The 17588-nt window shown below is 65.2% G+C and carries 18 protein-coding genes; 14 read left to right on the forward strand and 4 right to left on the reverse strand.

Translation table 11 applies throughout. The annotated features are described in order from the left end of the window. The first annotated feature begins 111 nt into the window (after window positions 1-111). The 4 genes from IVB42_RS21290 (at window position 112) to IVB42_RS21305 (ending at window position 5590) form a co-directional block, all read left to right on the forward strand. The gene (locus tag IVB42_RS21290; RefSeq protein WP_026232452.1) at window positions 112-2193 is read left to right on the forward strand and encodes a methyl-accepting chemotaxis protein; all 2082 of its coding nucleotides are present in this window, start codon (window positions 112-114) and stop codon (window positions 2191-2193) included. Window positions 2194-2317: 124 nt separating this feature from the next. Continuing rightward, entirely contained in the window at window positions 2318-3259 is a 942-nt protein-coding gene (locus tag IVB42_RS21295; protein WP_026232453.1) for a dihydrodipicolinate synthase family protein, read from the forward strand. Between the two features lie 259 nt (window positions 3260-3518). Next, window positions 3519-4919 (forward strand): selenium-binding family protein, encoded by a 1401-nt coding sequence (locus tag IVB42_RS21300; RefSeq protein WP_247299231.1) that lies wholly within the window; start codon window positions 3519-3521, stop codon window positions 4917-4919. A gap of 77 nt (window positions 4920-4996) precedes the next feature. Further along, entirely contained in the window at window positions 4997-5590 is a 594-nt protein-coding gene (locus IVB42_RS21305; RefSeq protein WP_018453069.1) for a hypothetical protein, read from the forward strand. A 3-nt stretch (window positions 5591-5593) separates the two neighbouring features. Here IVB42_RS21305 and IVB42_RS21310 read toward each other — a convergent pair whose 3' ends face one another. The 3 genes from IVB42_RS21310 to IVB42_RS21320 are packed head-to-tail and all read right to left on the reverse strand — an operon-like array spanning window position 5594 to window position 8160. Beyond that, the gene (locus IVB42_RS21310) at window positions 5594-6292 is read right to left on the reverse strand and encodes a DUF1045 domain-containing protein (RefSeq protein ID WP_247399191.1); all 699 of its coding nucleotides are present in this window, start codon (window positions 6290-6292) and stop codon (window positions 5594-5596) included. A gap of 18 nt (window positions 6293-6310) precedes the next feature. Next, on the reverse strand, window positions 6311-7504 hold the full coding sequence (locus tag IVB42_RS21315) for an alpha-D-ribose 1-methylphosphonate 5-triphosphate diphosphatase (protein WP_018453071.1): 1194 nt from the start codon (window positions 7502-7504) through the stop codon (window positions 6311-6313). After that, window positions 7501-8160, reverse strand: a complete 660-nt coding sequence (locus tag IVB42_RS21320) for a chloramphenicol acetyltransferase (protein ID WP_247399193.1) — start codon at window positions 8158-8160, stop codon at window positions 7501-7503. Before IVB42_RS21320 ends, IVB42_RS21315 begins: the two co-directional genes overlap by 4 nt. Window positions 8161-8343: 183 nt before the next feature. On the opposite strand from IVB42_RS21320, the gene phnC reads away from it, so the two are divergent. The 4 genes from phnC to phnE (IVB42_RS21340) all read left to right on the forward strand — a co-directional run bounded on the left by phnC (window position 8344) and on the right by phnE (IVB42_RS21340) (window position 11958). Next, entirely contained in the window at window positions 8344-9153 is an 810-nt protein-coding gene (gene phnC / locus IVB42_RS21325; protein WP_018453073.1) for a phosphonate ABC transporter ATP-binding protein, read from the forward strand. Between the two features lie 63 nt (window positions 9154-9216). Beyond that, entirely contained in the window at window positions 9217-10152 is a 936-nt protein-coding gene (gene phnD / locus IVB42_RS21330; protein ID WP_026232455.1) for a phosphonate ABC transporter substrate-binding protein, read from the forward strand. A 76-nt stretch (window positions 10153-10228) separates the two neighbouring features. Further along, complete coding sequence (gene phnE, locus IVB42_RS21335; protein WP_026232456.1) at window positions 10229-11113, forward strand: phosphonate ABC transporter, permease protein PhnE; 885 nt, start codon at window positions 10229-10231, stop codon at window positions 11111-11113. Further along, on the forward strand, window positions 11110-11958 hold the full coding sequence (gene phnE / locus IVB42_RS21340) for a phosphonate ABC transporter, permease protein PhnE (RefSeq protein ID WP_026232457.1): 849 nt from the start codon (window positions 11110-11112) through the stop codon (window positions 11956-11958). The genes phnE (IVB42_RS21335) and phnE (IVB42_RS21340) overlap by 4 nt, the downstream gene beginning before the upstream one ends. 164 nt (window positions 11959-12122) lie before the next feature. On the opposite strand, the gene phnF is transcribed toward phnE (IVB42_RS21340), so the two are convergent. Next, a complete protein-coding gene (gene phnF / locus IVB42_RS21345; protein ID WP_018453077.1) occupies window positions 12123-12854 on the reverse strand; it encodes a phosphonate metabolism transcriptional regulator PhnF in 732 nt (243 codons plus the stop codon). 118 nt (window positions 12855-12972) lie between these two features. Between phnF and phnG the strand changes: the two genes are divergently transcribed. From phnG to phnL, 6 genes are read left to right on the forward strand one after another with little or no spacing between them, the layout of a single operon-like run. Continuing rightward, entirely contained in the window at window positions 12973-13437 is a 465-nt protein-coding gene (phnG, locus tag IVB42_RS21350) for a phosphonate C-P lyase system protein PhnG (RefSeq protein ID WP_018453078.1), read from the forward strand. Between the two features lie 4 nt (window positions 13438-13441). Next, entirely contained in the window at window positions 13442-14050 is a 609-nt protein-coding gene (phnH, locus tag IVB42_RS21355) for a phosphonate C-P lyase system protein PhnH (protein WP_018453079.1), read from the forward strand. A 2-nt stretch (window positions 14051-14052) separates the two neighbouring features. After that, window positions 14053-15156, forward strand: coding sequence for a carbon-phosphorus lyase complex subunit PhnI (locus IVB42_RS21360; protein ID WP_018453080.1), 1104 nt, complete (start codon window positions 14053-14055; stop codon window positions 15154-15156). Further along, window positions 15153-16049, forward strand: a complete 897-nt coding sequence (locus IVB42_RS21365) for an alpha-D-ribose 1-methylphosphonate 5-phosphate C-P-lyase PhnJ (protein WP_018453081.1) — start codon at window positions 15153-15155, stop codon at window positions 16047-16049. The genes IVB42_RS21360 and IVB42_RS21365 overlap by 4 nt, the downstream gene beginning before the upstream one ends. Further along, window positions 16042-16839 carry a phosphonate C-P lyase system protein PhnK gene (phnK, locus tag IVB42_RS21370; RefSeq protein WP_018453082.1) on the forward strand — a complete coding sequence of 266 codons (798 nt, stop codon included), beginning with the start codon at window positions 16042-16044 and terminating at the stop codon, window positions 16837-16839. The genes IVB42_RS21365 and phnK overlap by 8 nt, the downstream gene beginning before the upstream one ends. Before the next feature lie 39 nt (window positions 16840-16878). Beyond that, window positions 16879-17577, forward strand: coding sequence for a phosphonate C-P lyase system protein PhnL (phnL, locus tag IVB42_RS21375; RefSeq protein ID WP_018453083.1), 699 nt, complete (start codon window positions 16879-16881; stop codon window positions 17575-17577). Window positions 17578-17588 lie beyond the last annotated feature (11 nt).

The following is a 17588-nucleotide window of genomic DNA, read 5'->3' on the forward strand; positions in this document are numbered from 1 at the left end:
CGTCGGGCCGGAAACTCACGCCCATTCGATTAAAACCTTAACGGAACATTGGCATGTCGCGGGCAAGGTGGCGCTCGAAAGAATAGGCCCCCGACCCAGGCCCCCGACACCATGGCAATGTTTAAGAAATCGGTAAGTTCGCTCCTTCTGACCTTGATGGCCCTGCTGGCTGCGGGTGCGCTGGCCTCCACGGCGATCCAGATGGTTGGGGCGTTCGGCCGCTATAGCGACAGCCTCGAGACCGCGCGGCTTGCCGCGGCCGACAAGGCGATCTTCCATGGCGTGCTGGCGCTGCGCAACAATCGCGGCGATGCCCAGAGCGCGATCCTCGGCGAGGATGATCCGCGAGCAAAACTCGAGGCGGCGGAGAAGGCCGAGCAGGGCGGCTATGACGCCATCGGCGCCGCGCTCGCCACCGTCGATTTCGCCCGCCGCGACGAACTCGCTGGCACATTGAAGCAGGGCTGGAGCGCCGCCGCGCCGCAGTTCCAGCTGTTCTACGACGAGGCCAAGCGCCCGCGCGCGGAGCGCAAGATCGAGCGCACCAACTCCTGGTATGATGGCGTCACCAAGGTGATCGAAACGGCCAACCTCGCTTCCACCGCGGTGTCGAACCGCGCCTGGATGGACGACCCCTTCATCGCCCGCATGATCCAGGTCCGGCGCTTCGCCTGGCAGGTGCGCGATCGTTATGGTATCCATTGTTCGTCCCTTCGCTCCAACGTCAACGCCAGCAAGCCGCTCGACGACGCTCAGAAGCGGTCAGTGGCGCAATGGGATGGCACGATCGCCTCCGGTTGGGCGGGCATGGCCGAGTTGCTGGCCGCGCCCGGCGTGGCGGCGGAGCTGGTGACGGCAGCGGCGGACGCGAAGGCCAAGACCGACGGTGCCCTCAAGCAGATCGGCGACCTCACCAAGAATTTCGACGGCAGCGGTAAGCCCGCGATGCCCGCCGCGGAATGGAATACGCTGTGTCAGTCACCCTTTGCGTCCATCGTCGCGGTGGCGAACAAGGCGCTCGACCAGTCGATCGTCCGGGCGGAAACGGTGCAGGCCAAGGCGCTCACCAATCTCGTCGTGCAGTCGCTCGCGTTCCTGCTCGCGCTGGCCGTGACCCTGACCGGCGTGTACGTGGTGCGCAATCGCCTGATGCGCCCGGTGCGCGCCATCCTGGACGCGATCGCCAAGATCAGCGCCCGCGACTACGCGACGCCCGTCCCGCAATCCAGGTATCCCGACGAGTTTGGCACCATGGCGGCCGCACTCGAAAGCCTGCGCGAGAGCGCGGCGACCGCGGAACGCCTGGGCCAGGAGCGCGAATCGCAGCAGGCGCTCCAGCTCGCCCGCTCCGGCACCGTCGATGCGGCCTGCCGCAGTTTCGACGACACCGTGCAAGCCGTCATTCACAGCGTTGCGGCGTCGACCAAGGAGCTCGATGCCACCGCGACTGACGTCCGCTCACTGGTTTCGGAATCGAGCAGCCAGACCGCGGCGGTCTCCTCCTCCGCCGAGCAGGCCACCAACAATCTCGAGACCATCGCAGCGGCGACCGAAGAACTCTCGGCGTCCGTCGGCGAGATCTCCGCGCAGGTGCAGGCCAGCGCCCGCGAGGCCCGCGAAGCCGTGTCGCAGGCAGCGCAGACCAATGCGACGGTCGAAATCCTCGATCAGACCGCTGGCCGCATCGGCGAGGTCGTGAAGATGATCAACGCCATCGCAGGGCAGACCAATCTCCTGGCGTTGAACGCCACCATCGAAGCCGCGCGCGCGGGCGAGGCCGGCCGCGGCTTCGCCGTGGTCGCCGGCGAGGTCAAGAGCCTCGCTTCGCAGACGGCGACGGCGACGGAAGAAATCTCCCGCCAGGTCGCGGAGATCCAGGGCGCGACGGGCCAGGCGGTCGCGGCCATCCGCGCGATCGGCGGCGCGATCAGCGGCATCGACGAAAAGATGACGGCGATCGCGGCAGCGGTCGAACAGCAGCGTGCGGCCACCACCGAGATCTCCCGCAACTTCCAGCAGGCCGCGCAGGGAACCCGCGAGGTCACCGACACCATCGGCAGCGTCGCCAGGCTGAACCAGGAGACCGGCAATGCCGGTTCGGTCCTGTCGGTGTCCGTGACGAAAATGTCCGCCGACGCCGATCGTCTCCGCGTCGCGGTCGAGGGCTTTTTGGGCGCGGTGAGGACCGCATAGCTTCGACAATCTTCCGTCCTTACGTCGCGCGATCGGCATTGCCGCCGATGCGCGCGGCGGGTACATCTGTGGCGCTGTGCGAGCGTCGCGGCAGATGTAAGAGATATCAGGGATGGAGAGTTCGATGCCGGTCACGCCCCACCACAAGGCCCAGCGCCCCTATCGCGGCGTGTTCCCGGTCGCACCCACCATCTTCGACGAGCGCGGCGAACTCGACCTTGAGGGACAGCGTCGCTGCATCGATTTCATGATCGACGCAGGCTCGAACGGTCTGTGCATTCTCGCCAATTTCTCCGAGCAGTTCGTGCTCACGGATGCCGAGCGTGAGACCGTGATGCATGCGGTGCTGGAGCATGTCGCGGGCCGCGTTCCCGTGATCGTCACCACCACGCATTTCAGCTCGGCCGTCTGCGCCGCGCGCAGCCGGCAGGCCGAGGCGGCCGGTGCCGCCATGGTCATGGTGATGCCGCCCTATCACGGCGCCACCTTCCGCGTGCCCGAAAAAGGCGTCGTCGAATTCTTCAAGGTGCTGTCGGGCGCGATCAAGATTCCGATCATGATCCAGGATGCGCCTGTCGCCGGCACCCCCCTGTCGGTTGAGCTACTCGCGCGGCTGGCGCGCGATTTCGCCAACATCCGTTATTTCAAGATCGAGGTGCCGGGCGCGGCTGCAAAGCTGCGCAGCCTGATCGACGCCGGCGGCAGCGATATCGAGGGTCCCTGGGACGGCGAGGAAGCGATCACGCTGCTCGCCGATCTCGATGCCGGCGCCACCGGCGCGATGACCGGCGGCGGCTATCCCGACGGCATCCGCCAGATCGTCGATCCCTATTTCGCCGGCAAGCGTGAAGAGGCCAAAGCCGCCTACGAACGCTGGCTGCCGCTGATCAACTACGAAAACCGCCAATGCGGCCTGATCGCCTGCAAGGCGATGATGCAGGCCGGCGGCGTGATCAAGTCGGACACGGTGCGGCATCCGCTCCAGCCGTTGCACCCGGCGACGCGGGCCGGGCTGCTGGAGTTGGCCAAGGAGCGCGATGCGCTGGCGTTGAGGTGGGGGAAGTAGCGCAACGCTGTCGTCCCGGCGAAGGCCGGGACGACGCTGAGTGTGAGGTGCGCACCCCTGGCCTGATCCCGCCAGCTTCCATCTGGCTGAAGGCGTCGAATTAACGCGGTTCGGGCGGTTTCCCGCAGCCCGGCGATGACATATTGTACGCTCGCCAACCTGGCCCGCGGAGCAACTCAAGACATCGCGCAACAGCTCTTCATTATGCCGCTATTCCGAACCAGGTTGGTGCGAACCAACGAAACAGGGAGGCAGTGCCATGACGATGAGGCCGGATCCCACCTTTCACGCATCGCCCAAGCTTGCGATGGAAGCTCCTGCGGAGAACTTTGCCTACACGTTGCTGCTCAGTCCGGATTTCTCGAAACCGGATGCTCTCGCGGTGATCGACGCCAAGCCGGGATCGCCGACCTACAGCCAGATCGTCCACACCGTGACGATGCCCAACAAGGGCGATGAGTTTCATCACTTCGGCTGGAATGCCTGCTCCTCCGCCTTGTCGCCGCTCACTGGGCATGCCTTCATCGAGCGGCGCTATCTCATCATCCCCGGGCTGCGCTCGTCGCGGATTTACATCATCGATACCAAGCCCGATCCGACCAAAGCCAAAATCCACAAGATCATCGAGCCCGAGGAAGTCTTCAAAAAGACCGGCTATTCGCGGCCGCACACCATCCATTGCGGGCCGGACGGCGTCTATGTGAGCACGCTCGGCGGCGGCGGCAAGGACGGCACCAACGGGCCTCCAGGCGTCTTCATCATGGATTGCGAGACGTTCGAGGTCCTTGGACGATGGGAGATCGACCGCGGTCCGCAGACGCTGCACTATGATTTCTGGTGGAACCTGCCGCGCGACTACGTGGTGACGAGCGAATGGGCATTGCCGCCGCAGTTCGAGAACGGGATCGTCCCGGAAGATCTGCTGGCGAACAAATATGGCCATCGTCTCCACTTCTGGGATCTCCGCGCCCGTCGCAACGTGCAGACCATCGACCTCGGCGCCAATCATCAGATGGCGCTGGAGGTACGGCCGGCGCACGATCCGGTTCGCGAATACGGCTTTGTAGGCGTTGTGGTCGACACCACGAATCTCGAAGCCTCGATCTGGACCTGGTGGCGCGAAGGCGGAAAATTCCATGCGGAGAAGACGGCGACGATCCCGCCCGAGCCTGCGCCAAAGGAGAAGCTCCCGCCGCTGCTTCAGGGCTTTGGCGCCGTGCCGCCGCTGGTGACCGACATCGACCTGTCGATGGATGATCGTTTTCTCTATGTCTCGTGCTGGGGCACGGGTGAAATGCGCCAGTACGACGTGAGTGATCCGCGAAAGCCGAAGCTTGCGGGCTCGGTTCACATCGGCGGCATCGCGCGCCGCACCCCCCATCCGAACGGCAAGGCATTTGCGGCCGGTCCGCAGATGGTCGAGATCAGCCGGGACGGCAGGCGGGTGTACTGGACCAATTCGCTCTATTCCACCTGGGATGACCAGTTCTATCCCGATGGCGTTCCGGGTTTGGAAGTCATGGCCAATGTCGGTCGCAATGGTGGCTTCGAGCTCGACAAGAACTACTTCGTGAGCTTCCCCGACGGATATCGTGCGCACCAGATCAGGCTGGAGGGCGGCGATTGTTCGACGGACTCCTTTTGCTACCCGTCGGCCTAGATTGGGCACACGCGAGCCTCGGCTGGCTGTGGCTCGCTCTTGTTGCGAGCGGTCTCTATCACGGGGTCAATCCGGGAATGGGCTGGCCGCTCGCCGTTTCGGCCGGGCTCATGGACAAGAGCCCGCGCGCGCTCTTTCGTGCGTTGTGGGCTCTGGCCGCCGGACATCTCCTGGCAACGCTTCTCGTGCTGCTGCCATTCGCGTTCCTGCTCGTGCTGGCCGAGTGGCAGCGTTCGATCCAGCTCGGCGCGAGCCTTTTCGTCATCGGCTTCGGCGTCTATCGGCTGGTCGAGCGGCGCCATCCGCGCGCGCTGGCACGAATTCCGCCGACGCAATTGGCGCTCTGGTCATTTGCCGTTGCCATTGCTCACGGCGCCGCCTTGATGCTCGTGCCGATCTATCTCGGGCTCTGCCAGGCCTTCGAACTCGATGCCGGCCATGAGGCCGCCGGCGCGCTGATGAAGGCGAGTCTCGGGATGGCGGTTCTGGTGTCTTTGGTGCACGTCGCTGCCATGGTCAGCGCCGGCGGATGTCTGGCGTGGCTGGTCTACCGCCATCTGGGATTGAGGTTCGTCTCGCGAAGCTGGTTCAATCTGGATGTAATCTGGGCCACCAGCCTCATTCTGGTTGGCGTTGTGGCCTTCGGCTTCAATCTCGCGAGCTGGCACTGACACTTACTGGGTCAAAGCCCACTCGCCGATGATGCGGAAGCGAGCCTTGGCGTGGTCCTGTTTGAACAGCGCGACGCGATCGATCGCAAGCGTCTTGAGGCCGAGCGCAGCAAACCTTCCCTGCAGCATTTCCAGAATCGGCCCGCGCCGCTCCACGTCGAGCCGGCCCGTCAACGTCATGTGGAAACGGAATTCCTCCATCACGTAAGGATAGCCCCAGCGGTCGAGATAGTGGCGCTGCCGTTCGCTCAGCTTCTCCGGCTTGCGCCGCGCACGGTCTTCCGCGCTCAGCGGCGCGCGGAAGGAGTCGAAGTCGCGCGCGCAATCGGCGGCGAGCTGCTGGAGTTCGCCGACCGGCTCCCCGGGAATGACGGCGATGAAGCCGCTGATGGAATCGACGACCGGGCGGATCACCGGAATTGCGCGTGCCCTGCCGGCGAATGTCGCGCAGGCCGCAACAAGCTCGACCTCGCGCCTGTCGGACGCCAGCGCCATCGGCGCCTTCAGCGTGGCGTGAAAGCCGTATTTGCGGGGATCGGCGGTGACATCACGCCAGTCCGGCGCGAGACGCGATGCGTCGGCGGGAAACGGCAGCTCGTTGCCGGTATAGGCATCGTAGCCGAGCAACTCCTCGCCGAAGCGGGTGAGCGCGCTGTCGCTGCCTGCGGCAAAATAGATCGCGTAGCGGGGGAAACTCGTCATCGTCCGAGCATAGCGGGTTTATGCCGCGGCGACAGCTTGGCGCGGGGTAGCTGGCATGCCAAGCAACCGCGTCGCCTCGGTGAGATGCACGAGCTTGCCGCCTGATATCACGGCGATCAGCCGCGGCCGCAGCGGCATGCTGTCGTCGACCAGCAGAATGTCCGCGCGCCGGCCTTCCGCGAGCACGCCGCGATCTGCAAGACCGGTCGCGCGCGCGGGCGCGGCGGAGACCAGATTCCAGGCCTCGGTCAGCGGCAGCACGCCATCGGCGGCGAGCCGGAACGCAGCGAGCAGCTGCGCGGGATAGTAGTAGTCCGAGGCCAGAACCGAGCAGAGCCCTTTGGCGATCATGTCGGATGCCCTGGTCCAGCCCGTGTGGCTGCCTCCGCGCACGACGTTCGGCGCGCCGTAGACGATGGCGTCACCGTGGCTTGCTGCCGCCCGCGCTGTCTCCTCGTTGATCGGAAACTCCGCAATCGCCACGCCCATGGCGCGAAAGCCTTCGCGCATCGCCGGCGTCGCATCATCGTGCGAGAGCATCCGCACGTCGGCGGCGCGGGCCGTCGCGGCCAGCCGTGACACGGAAGCCGGCACATCCGCGGCGCGGGACATTATGTGTCCGACCAGCCGGTCGAATTCCTCGCTCGACAGGCCGGTGCGCTCCACCATGCGATTGCGCTTGCGCGGCTTGGCCATGTCCCCAACCGTGCCGTCCATGTGGTCGTTGAAGGCGAACAGGTCGACGCGGCCCTCAGTGAGCCATTGGCTGATCTCGGTTTCGGCGTCGAGATTGTAGGTCTCGTGGCGCAGGTGAAAGCGGGTGTCGGCGGCGAATTGCGGGCGCTGCCGTTCGATCGCCTCCATCAGGCTGCGCGCATTGCCGGCGCTGCGCAGGCCCGGCTCCCACGAACAGGTCGTGGCGTGAAAAACCGTGGTGATGCCGTTGCTGATCGCCTGGCGGTCGCTGTCGGCGAGCGCGACGTCGATCGGGAAATCGACCCCGGCGCGCGGCATCATCTGTCGCTCGAAGGCATCGCCATGCAGATCGACGATGCCCGGCAGGACCAGCAGATCGCGCGCCTTGATCGCCAGCCGCGCCCGGCTGCGCGAGGCATTGATCTCTGCGATGTCCGTTCCGGACACGAGAAGCGACGTTTCGGCGAACTCGGAGCCGATCAGGGCCCGCCCGCCCTCGAGGAATATGTCTGTCACGCGACCGCGCTTCGTTTGCTGGCAGAAGAGGGTGCCCCTGCTTCGTATGCCGTGAGGAAATCCTCAATCCCGAGCTTGCGGAAATTGGGCAGGGCTTCACGCAACTTGTCGTGATCCCAGTCCCACCAAGCGAGCCTCGCAAGCCGCCCCGCAACCTCTTCCGAGAACCGCCGGCGCACGATGCGCGCCGGATTGCCGGCGACGATGGTGTAGGCCGGAACGTCCTTGGTGACGATGGCGCCGGCCGCGATCACCGCGCCGGTGCCGATGTTGCGGCCCGGCAGAACGATCGCGCCATGGCCGATCCAGACGTCATGGCCGATATGGACGTGATGCTGGCGCCGCCAGTCGAAGAATTCCGTGTCGTCGCTCTCGCCTTCGAAATAGGCGCTCGAACGATAGGTGAAGTGCGCCTGCGTGGCGCGTTGCATCGGGTGATTGCCCGGATTGATCCGTGTCATCGCCGCGATCGAGCAGAATTTTCCGATGGTGGTGTAGGTGATCTGGGCGTCGTTCACGATATAGGAGTAATCCCCCATCGTCACCTCGTGCAGCATCGTGCGCGCGCCGACCTCGGTGTAGGCCCCAAGCCTGGCGTCGTGCAGCTTCGCGGAGGGATCGACAGTCGGCTGGACCGAAAGAGCTTTGGCGGCCATGTTGAATCCGAACGAGAGGGCGGGCGTTTCTCTTCGAGCGGCTTGATGACAATGTCATGACGACGCCATGACAGGGGATGAACAGGAGATGAGGTGTGTAGGATCGCCGCACCGCAACGTCCGTGTCACACAAGTGTCAAGCGCCGGCGTTAGCGGTGGGTCCCAGCTACTCTGGAGCCCTGCATGCTGGTGGTTGAAGGTCTGACGTGTCGCTTCGGCGTGAAAGCCGCGGTGGACGACGCCTCGTTTCAAGTCTCTCCCGGCGGCTTCGTCGGCGTGATCGGACGCTCCGGCGCCGGCAAGTCGACCCTGCTGCGCACCATCAACCGTCTCGCGACCCCTGCACAGGGCCGCATCCTGTTCGACGGCCTCGACGTCACGGCGCTGCGCGGCAAGGAGCTGCGGCAGTGGCGGGCGCGCTCGGCGATGATCTTTCAGCAGTTCAATCTGGTGGGCCGGCTCGATGTGCTCACCAACGTCCTGATGGGACGGCTTGCGACGATGCCGGCCTGGCGCTCGCTGTCGCAGACCTGGCCCGAGCAGGACAGGGCGCTGGCGATGTCCGCGCTCGAACAGTTCGACATTGCCCCGCTCGCGGCCCAGCGCGCCGATCAGCTCTCCGGCGGCCAGCAGCAGCGCGTCGCGATTGCCCGCGCGCTGGTGCAGCAGCCCGACATCATCCTCGCCGACGAGCCGATCGCCTCGCTCGATCCGCGCAACACCAAGATCGTCATGGATGCGCTGCTGCGCATCAACAAGCACTTCGGCATCACGGTGCTCTGCAATCTGCATTCGCTCGACCTGGCGCGCAGCTATTGCGACCGCCTGATTGGCATGGCGCAGGGCCGCGTGGTGTTCGACGGCGCGCCGGCCGAGCTGACCGACCACGTGGCGCGCGAGCTCTACGATCTCGAAGCCGCCGAAGTCATGGGCGGCACGCCTGCACCGGTGCGACAGGGCATTCCGGCGCTTGGAACGGCGGCCGCCGCCTGAGCTGCGCCGCATCAGGACTTACCAATTTTGCGTCAACCGACCTCAACCAATGAAGAGGCTATCATGATTACTCGCAGATTGATTCTCGCCGGCGCCGCCGCGCTCGCGTTGACGACTTCGGCCTCCGCCGAAGACTGGAAAGCCAAATATCCCGAGCTGACCTTCGCGGTCATTCCGGCGGAAAACGCCTCGGGCGTGACCGAGCGCTGGGCGCCGTTCATGAGCTATCTCTCCAGGGAATTGGGCGTGAAAGTCACGCTGCGCATCGCCAACGACTACGCTGCCGTAATCGAAGGCCAGCGTGCCGGCAACATTCACATCGCGAGCTACGGCTCGGCCTCGTTCGCCCGCGCCCGCCTGACCGGCGTCAAGACCGACGCCTTCGCCAACGACATCAACTCCGACGGCTCCACCGGTTATTACTCGGTGTTCTTCGTCAAGGCGAGCAGCGCCTACAAGAGCATCGACCAGCTCAAGGGCAAGAACCTCGGCCTGGTCGACCCGAACTCGACCTCCGGCAACAACGTGCCGCGCTTCGAGCTCGACAAGATGGGCATCGCGGACGCCGACACCTATTTCAGCAAGGTCGTCTTCACCGGAAGCCACGAGAACGCGATCCTGGCGCTGGCGCAGGGCACGGTCGACGTCGCGGCCAACCAGTGGACCAGCGACAACGACTCGACATTAGCGCAGATGCTGACCAAGGGCATGCTGAAGAATGCCGATGGCTCGGCGATGAAGAAGGATGATTTCCGCATCATCCACAAGTCGGCGCCGATCATCAACGGCCCCTATGCCTACAATTCTGACCTGCCGGAAGAGGCCAAGGCCGCCATCGCCAAGGCGTTCTTCGACGCGCCGGCCAAGGACAAGGCTGCGTTCCATCGCCTCCAGGACGGCCAGAAGAAGGGTTTTCATCCCGCGACCACCAAGGATTGGGATGGCACGATCGAGCTGATCAAGTTCGTCGATGCGCTGCGTAAGAAGAAGGCGTCCTGAGTTTCGGGACGATGCCACTGGAGCCGGGTCGATGGACCCGGCTCTTTCTCTTTGATTGACCATTTTCCTGGCCAAGATGACCGTCGCGGTTTCGATCCTCCCCGAGCAACAGCTCGCCGTGCTCAACGCCGCCTATCGCCAGGCGGTGGCGCGCAAGCGGCTCCGAATCCTGTCTGGAGCCGTGATCTTCGCCGCAGCACTGTGTCTGGCCGCGATCGGCGCTGAAGTGAATCTGCGCACGCTGTTCGCCCACTTTGGCAACTTCATCAGCTATTTCGACCGCATCCTCACACTCGACACCGGCCAGCGGGTCTGGACCGATGTCGGCGAGTGGCTGTGGGGCTGGCGCAAATGGCTGAGGATGCTGGGCGAGACTTTGCTGATCTCCTATGTCGGCACGCTGATCGGCGCGACTTTTGCGTTTTGCCTGAACTTCTTTGCGGCTGAAAACACCTCGCCCGCGCCGTGGTTGCGCTTCGTCGTGCGGCGCCTGCTCGAATTCGCCCGCACGGTCCCCGGCATCGTGTTTGCCCTGATCTTCGTGATCGCCTTCGGGCTGGGGCCGATGGCGGGCGTGCTGGCGATCGCGATTCACTCCACCGGCGCGCTTGGAAAGCTGTTCTCGGAGATCGTCGAGAACGCCGACATGAAACCGGTCGAAGGCGTCCGCTCGACCGGCGCGAGCTGGCTGTCCTGCATGCGCTTCGCCATCCTGCCGCAGGTCACGGCGGGCTATGCCAGCTACGCGCTGCTGCGTTTCGAGATCAACGTCCGCGAGGCCTCCGTGATGGGCTTCGTCGGTGCCGGCGGCATCGGCCAGGAGCTCGTCGTCGCCATCCGCAAGTTCTACTACTCGGACGTCAGCGCCATCCTGCTCACCATCATCGTCACGGTTTTCATTATCGACATCAGCACCGGCTGGCTGCGCGGCCGCCTATTCGGCAAGGAGGCGCGGACGTGACGGGGCCGCAGGACATTGACACATCAGCGCTTCGCGCGCGCTACCCTGATGTGTTCGACCGGCCGGCTTCGGCGCGGCTCCCGATGCCGGCGATGATCGTCGCGGCGCTCGCGGTTCTGATTTATGGCCTCATCGATCTCGACTTCTCGCCGTCGCGGTTGTTCGCGGGGCTCAGCCAGCTCGGTTGGATCAGCCTGATGATGATCCCGCCGGATCCCGGCTCGTCGCTGCCGGTCTATCTGAAGGCGCTGGGCGAGACGCTGTCGATTGCGCTGCTCGGCACGACGCTGGCCGCGGTCTTCGCGCTGCCGGTCAGTCTTCTTGCCGCGCGCAATGTGGTGCCGTCGAGGATTTTGCGGTTTCCGGTGCGGCGCTTCCTGGATTCAATCCGCGGAGTCGACACGCTGATCTGGGCGCTGGTGTGGATCAACGTGGTCGGGCTCGGCCCGTTTGCCGGCGTGCTCGCTATTGCCGTGTCGGATTTCGGCGCGTTTGGAAAACTGTTCTCGGAGGCGATCGAGGGCGCCGACCAGAAGCAGGTCGAGGGCATCCGCGCCTCCGGCGGTAGCGCGCTGCACGAGATTCGCTTCGGCCTGCTGCCGCAGGTCCTGCCCGTGATTGCCGGGCAGGTGCTCTATTTCATCGAGTCGAATACGCGCTCGGCCACCATCATCGGCATCGTCGGCGCCGGCGGCATCGGCCTCCAGCTCGCCGAGCAGATCCGCGTGCTGGAATGGCAGAAGGTGTCGTTCCTGATCCTGATGATCCTGGTCGCAGTCGCCGCGATCGATTTCGTTTCGGGCAAATTGCGTTTTGCGATTATCGGGCGGCGGGCGGTGGCGTAACCTTCTTCCTTCTCCCCTTGTGGGAGAAGGTGGCGCGAAGCGCCGGATGAGGGGTCTGCATCCTCAATTCAGATCAGTGCGCGGAGGCAACCCCTCACCCGTCTCGCCGCTAGCGCGGCGAGCCACCCTCTCCCGCAAGGGGAGAGGGGCAGAGGGCAGCCAGTTCACCCGTTCTCCACCAGAAATTCCACCCGCTCCGCCGCAAAGCGCGAATGCTTGGTGACCAGCGGCTTGCCGTCGAGATCGTGATCGGTGGCGTCGACCACCAGGATCGGCCGTCCCAGCGCCAGATCGAGCCGTGCGGCGTCGGTTGCGTCGACGATACCGGCGGTGATCCGGGTCGCGCCGCGGCGATAGTCCCGGACGCCGTAATGCTCGAGCAATTTCGTCATCGAGCGGGTCGCGGCAAAGACGTCGCCCGCAGCGGGGAATAGCTGTGCCGATAGCCACGTCGTGGAGACACAGATCGGCGTGCGGTCGGCGAGGCGCATCGCCTCGATCCGGACCAGCGGTGCGCCGGTCTTGAGGCCAAGCTCCCGCGCGAGTTCGCGGGTCGCAACGTCAGCGGACGCCTCGATCAGCCGGCCATGCGGTTCGCGGCCGTCCGCGCCGACGATCTCGGAGAAACGGGTCCGCGAGCGCAGTGGATAAGCGAGCTTCTGCGCCTCGACATAGGTTCCGCTGCCGCGTTCTGCCCGCACGATGCCGCGCTCGGCAAGCGCGGCCAGCGCGCGTCGCACGGTGTGGCGGTTGACGCGATAGGTTTCGGCGATCTCCACCTCGCCCGGCAGCTTGTCGCCCGCCGCAAAGCGGCCGTCGGCGATGCCGCGCTCGATGCCGTCGGCAACGAGGCGCCACAACGCGACGCCGGAGGAGGCTGTGTCCTGCATGCTCATGTGGCCGGGAAGCTACTCCAGAAATCACGCCTTTGTCACGAAACAGTCATGGCGCTCCCGTATCAAGTTGTCTAGTATCATAGACAACTTGGATTCGGCAAGTTCTGCAGAGAAGTCGGTGGATGCGGTGACCCAGCACAATAATCAGCAAGCCCAGCGCAAGGCCGCAATGTCCGTGCTGGCGCACGCGGAGGCGGGCGAGATCGCCGCTCGCCTCCACGCTCTCGCTTTGCCGGCGCATCAGGATCTGCGCGCGCCGGAAAACGGCCTCGTCATGCTGCGCGGCCGGGTCGGCGGCGATGGTGCGCCGTTCAACCTCGGTGAAGCCACGGTGTCGCGCGCCGCGGTGCGGCTTGCGAGCGGCGAGGTCGGTTTCGGCTACACGCTCGGCCGCGACGGCGAGAAGGCGCGGCTGATCGCGCTGTGCGATGCCCTGGTGCAGTCCAGCGATTTCGGCGCCGCGGTGGAGCGGGACATTATCGCGCCGTTGCGTGAGCAGCTGATGGTCAGGCGCAAGCAGGTGGCGGCCCAGACCGCCGCGACGAAGGTTGATTTCTACACCATGGTGCGCGGTGAGGGGTGAGATCATGACCACGATTGCGGAACTGCCGCCGGGGTTCGCCGATAAGGTCTTGTCGGCGCAATCGACCTTTCGCTCGGTCATGGACGCGATGGCGCGGCCGGGATCGGTGCAGCGCATCGTGCCGACATCAGGAGCGCCTCGTGTGATGATGCGCGGGACGGCCGCGATCGCGCTGACGCTGTTCGATCACGACACGCCGCTCTGGCTCGATGCGCGCATGCATGAGACTTCCGACGTCGTGAAATGGCTGAAATTCCATACTGGTGCGCCGGTGGTGCAGGATTCTTCCATCGCCAGCTTCGCGCTGATCAGCGACGGCGGGGCGCTGCCTTCGCTGGAGCGCTTCGCGCTCGGCACCAGCGAATATCCGGATCGGTCGACCACGTTGATCCTGCAGGTCGAGAGTCTCGATTCGGGACGCAGCTTCGAGCTGCGCGGGCCCGGCATCGACGGCGTCGCCACGCTCCAGGCGTCGATCAAGCCGTTCGACGTGTTCGAGCGACTTCGTATTAACGAGGCGCTGTTTCCGCGCGGTATCGATGTGGTGCTGGTCGCCGATGACGCCATGGTTGCGATCCCGCGCACCACGCGTATCGTGAGCAGGGGAAGCTAAGCATGTATGTCGCAGTCAAAGGCGGCGAACGCGCCATCGAGAACGCCCATCGCCTGCTCGCCAGTGCGCGGCGTGGCGACCAAAGCGTTCCGGAAATCTCGCTCGACCAGATCTCCGAGCAGCTTGGTCTCGCCGTGGACCGCGTCATGAGCGAAGGCTCGCTCTATGACCGCGAGCTCGCGGCGCTCGCCATCAAGCAGGCGCGCGGCGATCTGATCGAGGCGATCTTCCTGGTCCGCGCCTTCCGCGCGACGCTGCCCCGCTTCGGCGCCAGCGAGCCGGTCGAGACCGGCGCGATGCGGATACGGCGGCGGGTGTCCTCGACCTTCAAGGACATTCCCGGCGGCCAGATCCTCGGCCCGACCTTCGACTATACCCACCGCCTGCTCGATCCCTCGCTCGCCGAGGGCTTTGTGCCGGAGACACCGGCGACGGCCGAAGCATCGTCTGCGCCAACCCCGCGGGTGACCGACATCCTCGGCCGCGACGGGCTGATCGAATCCTCGCCTCAGGCTGAGGACGGCGCCAGCGTCGGCGATCTCACTCGCGAGCCGCTCAATTTTCCCGCCGATCGTGACCTGCGCCTGCAAAATCTCGCGCGTGGCGACGAAGGTTTTCTGCTGGCGATGGGCTATTCCACCCAGCGCGGCTACGGCCGCAACCATCCCTTCGCCGGCGAGATTCGCTTCGGTGAGGTCGAGGTTGAATTCTCCGCGGAAGACGTCGGCTTCGCCGTGCCGCTCGGCTCGATCGAGCTCACCGAGTGTCAGATGGTCAATCAGTTCAAGGGCTCCGCGACGGAGGCGCCGTGCTTCACCCGCGGCTATGGCCTCGCCTTCGGCCAGAGCGAGCGCAAGACGATGTCGATGGCGCTGGTCGACCGCGCGTTGCGTGCGCGCGAGCTCGGCGAAGAGGCACTCGCCCCCGCGCAAGACGAAGAATTCGTGATGTCGCATTCGGACAACGTCCAGGCTACCGGCTTCGTCGAGCATCTGAAGCTACCGCATTATGTCGACTTCCAGTCTGAGCTCGGCCTGTTGCGCAAGCTGCGGAAGGAATTCACTGAGGCCAATGCGCCCGATGCCATGAAGGAGGCCGCGGAATGAACGCGCCCGCCTACAATTTCGCTTATCTCGACGAACAGACCAAGCGGATGATCCGCCGCGCGATCCTCAAGGCGATCGCGATCCCCGGCTATCAGGTGCCGTTCGCCAGCCGTGAAATGCCGATGCCCTATGGCTGGGGCACCGGCGGCGTGCAGGTGACGGCCGCGATCCTCGGGCCCGAGGACGTGCTGAAGGTGATCGACCAGGGCTCCGACGACACCACCAATGCGATCTCGATCAGGAAGTTCTTTGCCAAGACCGCCGGCGTCGCCACGACGACGGCGACGATCGATGCGACCGTGATCCAGACCCGCCACCGCATTCCGGAGACGTCGCTACACGCAAATCAGGTGCTGGTCTACCAGGTGCCGATCCCGGAGCCGCTGCGCTTCCTCGAGGCGCGCGAGACGGAGACGCGGCGCATGCACGCGCTCGCCGAATACGGCCTGATGCATGTGAAGCTCTACGAGGACATCGCCCGCTTCGGCCACATCGCGACGGCTTACGCCTATCCGGTGAAGATCAATGCGCGCTACGTGATGGACCCGTCGCCGACGCCCAAATTCGACAATCCCAAGATGGACAATTGCCCGGCGCTGCAACTGTTCGGCGCCGGCCGCGAGAAGCGCATCTATGCGATCCCGCCCTATACGCAAGTTGTGTCGCTCGACTTCGAGGACCATCCCTTCGAGCCGTACCGCTTCAACGCGCCGTGCGCGTTGTGCGCCGCTGAAAATTCCTACCTCGACGAGATCGTGACCGACGACAAGGGCGGGCGCATGTTCGTCTGCTCCGACACCGATTATTGCGAGGGACGTCAGGCCGCCGGCCATCACGGCAGCCTCAGCGCCGCGCCGTACAAGGACAAGGCGCAGGAGGCATCGAATGGCTGATCAAGACATGCTCGAGAACGACGAGCCGCTGCTGGTCGCAAAATCCCTCAGTAAGTCCTATGGCCGGATCGCGGCGTGCCGCGACGTGTCCTTTGCGCTCTACCCCGGCGAGGTGCTGGCGATCGTCGGCGAATCCGGCTCGGGCAAATCGACGCTGCTGCAGCTGCTGTCGGGTCAGCTCGCGGCCAGCGGCGGTGAGGTGTCCTACCGGATGCGCGATGGCGTCACCCGCGATCTCACCACGCTGGGCGAGGCCGAGCGGCGCTTCCTGTTTCGTACCGATTGGGGCTTCGTTCATCAGGATCCCGCGCAGGGGCTGCGCATGACCGTCTCGGCCGGCGCCAATGTCGGCGAGCGGCTGATGGCGGTGGGGTGGAATCACTACGGCCGCATCCGCGATACCGCGTCGGACTGGCTGACTCGCGTCGAGATCGACATCGCGCGCATCGACGATGCGCCGCGGACCTATTCCGGCGGCATGCGCCAGCGGCTCCAGATCGCCCGCAACCTCGTCACCGAGCCGCGGCTGGTGTTCATGGACGAGCCGACCGGCGGCCTCGATGTTTCCGTGCAAGCCCGTCTGCTCGACCTCGTGCGCAGCCTGGTCGCGGAGCTGCATCTCGCGGTCATCATCGTCACCCATGATCTCGCGGTCGCGCGCCTGCTGTCGCATCGGGTCATGGTCATGAAGGGCGGCCGAGTCATCGAGACCGGCCTCACCGATCAGGTGCTCGACGACCCCCGCGAGCCCTATACCCAGCTGCTCGTCTCCTCGATCCTGCCGCCATGAGCCTTCCAACGTAATGAGCCTTGCAAGAAGAGTTCTCCAATGACCGCCATGATCGACATCGCCGACGCCAACAAGACCTTCACGATGCACCTGCAAGGTGGCATCGAGCTGCCCGTGGTGCGCGGCGTGACCTTTCACGTCAATCCCGGCGAATGCGTCGTGCTGTCGGGGCCATCAGGCGCCGGAAAATCGTCGATCCTGAAGATGATCTTCGGCAATTATCGTTGCGATTCCGGCCGGATCGGCATCCACCATCGCGGCGCGCTGGTCGATCTCGCCACCGCCGAGCCGCGGCAGGTTCTCAACATCCGCCGCGCGACCATTGGCTATGTCAGCCAGTTCTTGCGCGCGGTGCCGCGCGTCGCGACCCTCGACGTGGTCGCCGAGCCGCTGATCGTCAACGGCCTGGCGCGCGCGGAGGCGCAAGCCCGTGCTGGCGAACTGTTGCATCGCCTCAACATCCCCGAGCGGCTCTGGCAGCTTCCGCCCGCGACCTTTTCCGGCGGCGAGCAGCAGCGCGTCAACATCGCGCGCGGCTTCATCTCGGATCTGCCGATCCTGCTGCTCGACGAGCCGACCGCGTCGCTCGACGCCGCCAACCGCGCCGTCGTGGTCGGGCTGGTAGCCGAAAAGAAGCGCCAGGGCGTCGCCATGGTCGCCATTGTCCATGACGACGAAATCCGTCATCAGATTGCCGACCGCACCGTCGACGTCACCAGCTTCGCCGCCGCGGCCTGAAGGAAATGGAC

It is taken from the genome of Bradyrhizobium sp. 45 (assembly GCF_023073155.1).
Lineage (GTDB): Bacteria > Pseudomonadota > Alphaproteobacteria > Rhizobiales > Xanthobacteraceae > Bradyrhizobium > Bradyrhizobium canariense_D.

Coding starts and splice junctions, on each gene's coding strand:
- phnH (WP_018453079.1), top strand. CDS start 13,442: ATGACCACGATTGCGGAACTGCCGCCGGGGTTCGCCGATAAGGTCTTG.
- IVB42_RS21365 (WP_018453081.1), top strand. CDS start 15,153: ATGAACGCGCCCGCCTACAATTTCGCTTATCTCGACGAACAGACCAAG.
- phnC (WP_018453073.1), top strand. CDS start 8,344: ATGCTGGTGGTTGAAGGTCTGACGTGTCGCTTCGGCGTGAAAGCCGCG.
- phnL (WP_018453083.1), top strand. CDS start 16,879: ATGACCGCCATGATCGACATCGCCGACGCCAACAAGACCTTCACGATG.
- IVB42_RS21300 (WP_247299231.1), top strand. CDS start 3,519: ATGACGATGAGGCCGGATCCCACCTTTCACGCATCGCCCAAGCTTGCG.
- IVB42_RS21295 (WP_026232453.1), top strand. CDS start 2,318: ATGCCGGTCACGCCCCACCACAAGGCCCAGCGCCCCTATCGCGGCGTG.
- phnD (WP_026232455.1), top strand. CDS start 9,217: ATGATTACTCGCAGATTGATTCTCGCCGGCGCCGCCGCGCTCGCGTTG.
- IVB42_RS21360 (WP_018453080.1), top strand. CDS start 14,053: ATGTATGTCGCAGTCAAAGGCGGCGAACGCGCCATCGAGAACGCCCAT.
- phnK (WP_018453082.1), top strand. CDS start 16,042: ATGGCTGATCAAGACATGCTCGAGAACGACGAGCCGCTGCTGGTCGCA.
- IVB42_RS21310 (WP_247399191.1), bottom strand. CDS start 6,292: ATGACGAGTTTCCCCCGCTACGCGATCTATTTTGCCGCAGGCAGCGAC.
- IVB42_RS21305 (WP_018453069.1), top strand. CDS start 4,997: ATGGGCTGGCCGCTCGCCGTTTCGGCCGGGCTCATGGACAAGAGCCCG.
- IVB42_RS21320 (WP_247399193.1), bottom strand. CDS start 8,160: ATGGCCGCCAAAGCTCTTTCGGTCCAGCCGACTGTCGATCCCTCCGCG.
- IVB42_RS21290 (WP_026232452.1), top strand. CDS start 112: ATGGCAATGTTTAAGAAATCGGTAAGTTCGCTCCTTCTGACCTTGATG.
- phnF (WP_018453077.1), bottom strand. CDS start 12,854: ATGAGCATGCAGGACACAGCCTCCTCCGGCGTCGCGTTGTGGCGCCTC.
- phnE (WP_026232456.1), top strand. CDS start 10,229: ATGACCGTCGCGGTTTCGATCCTCCCCGAGCAACAGCTCGCCGTGCTC.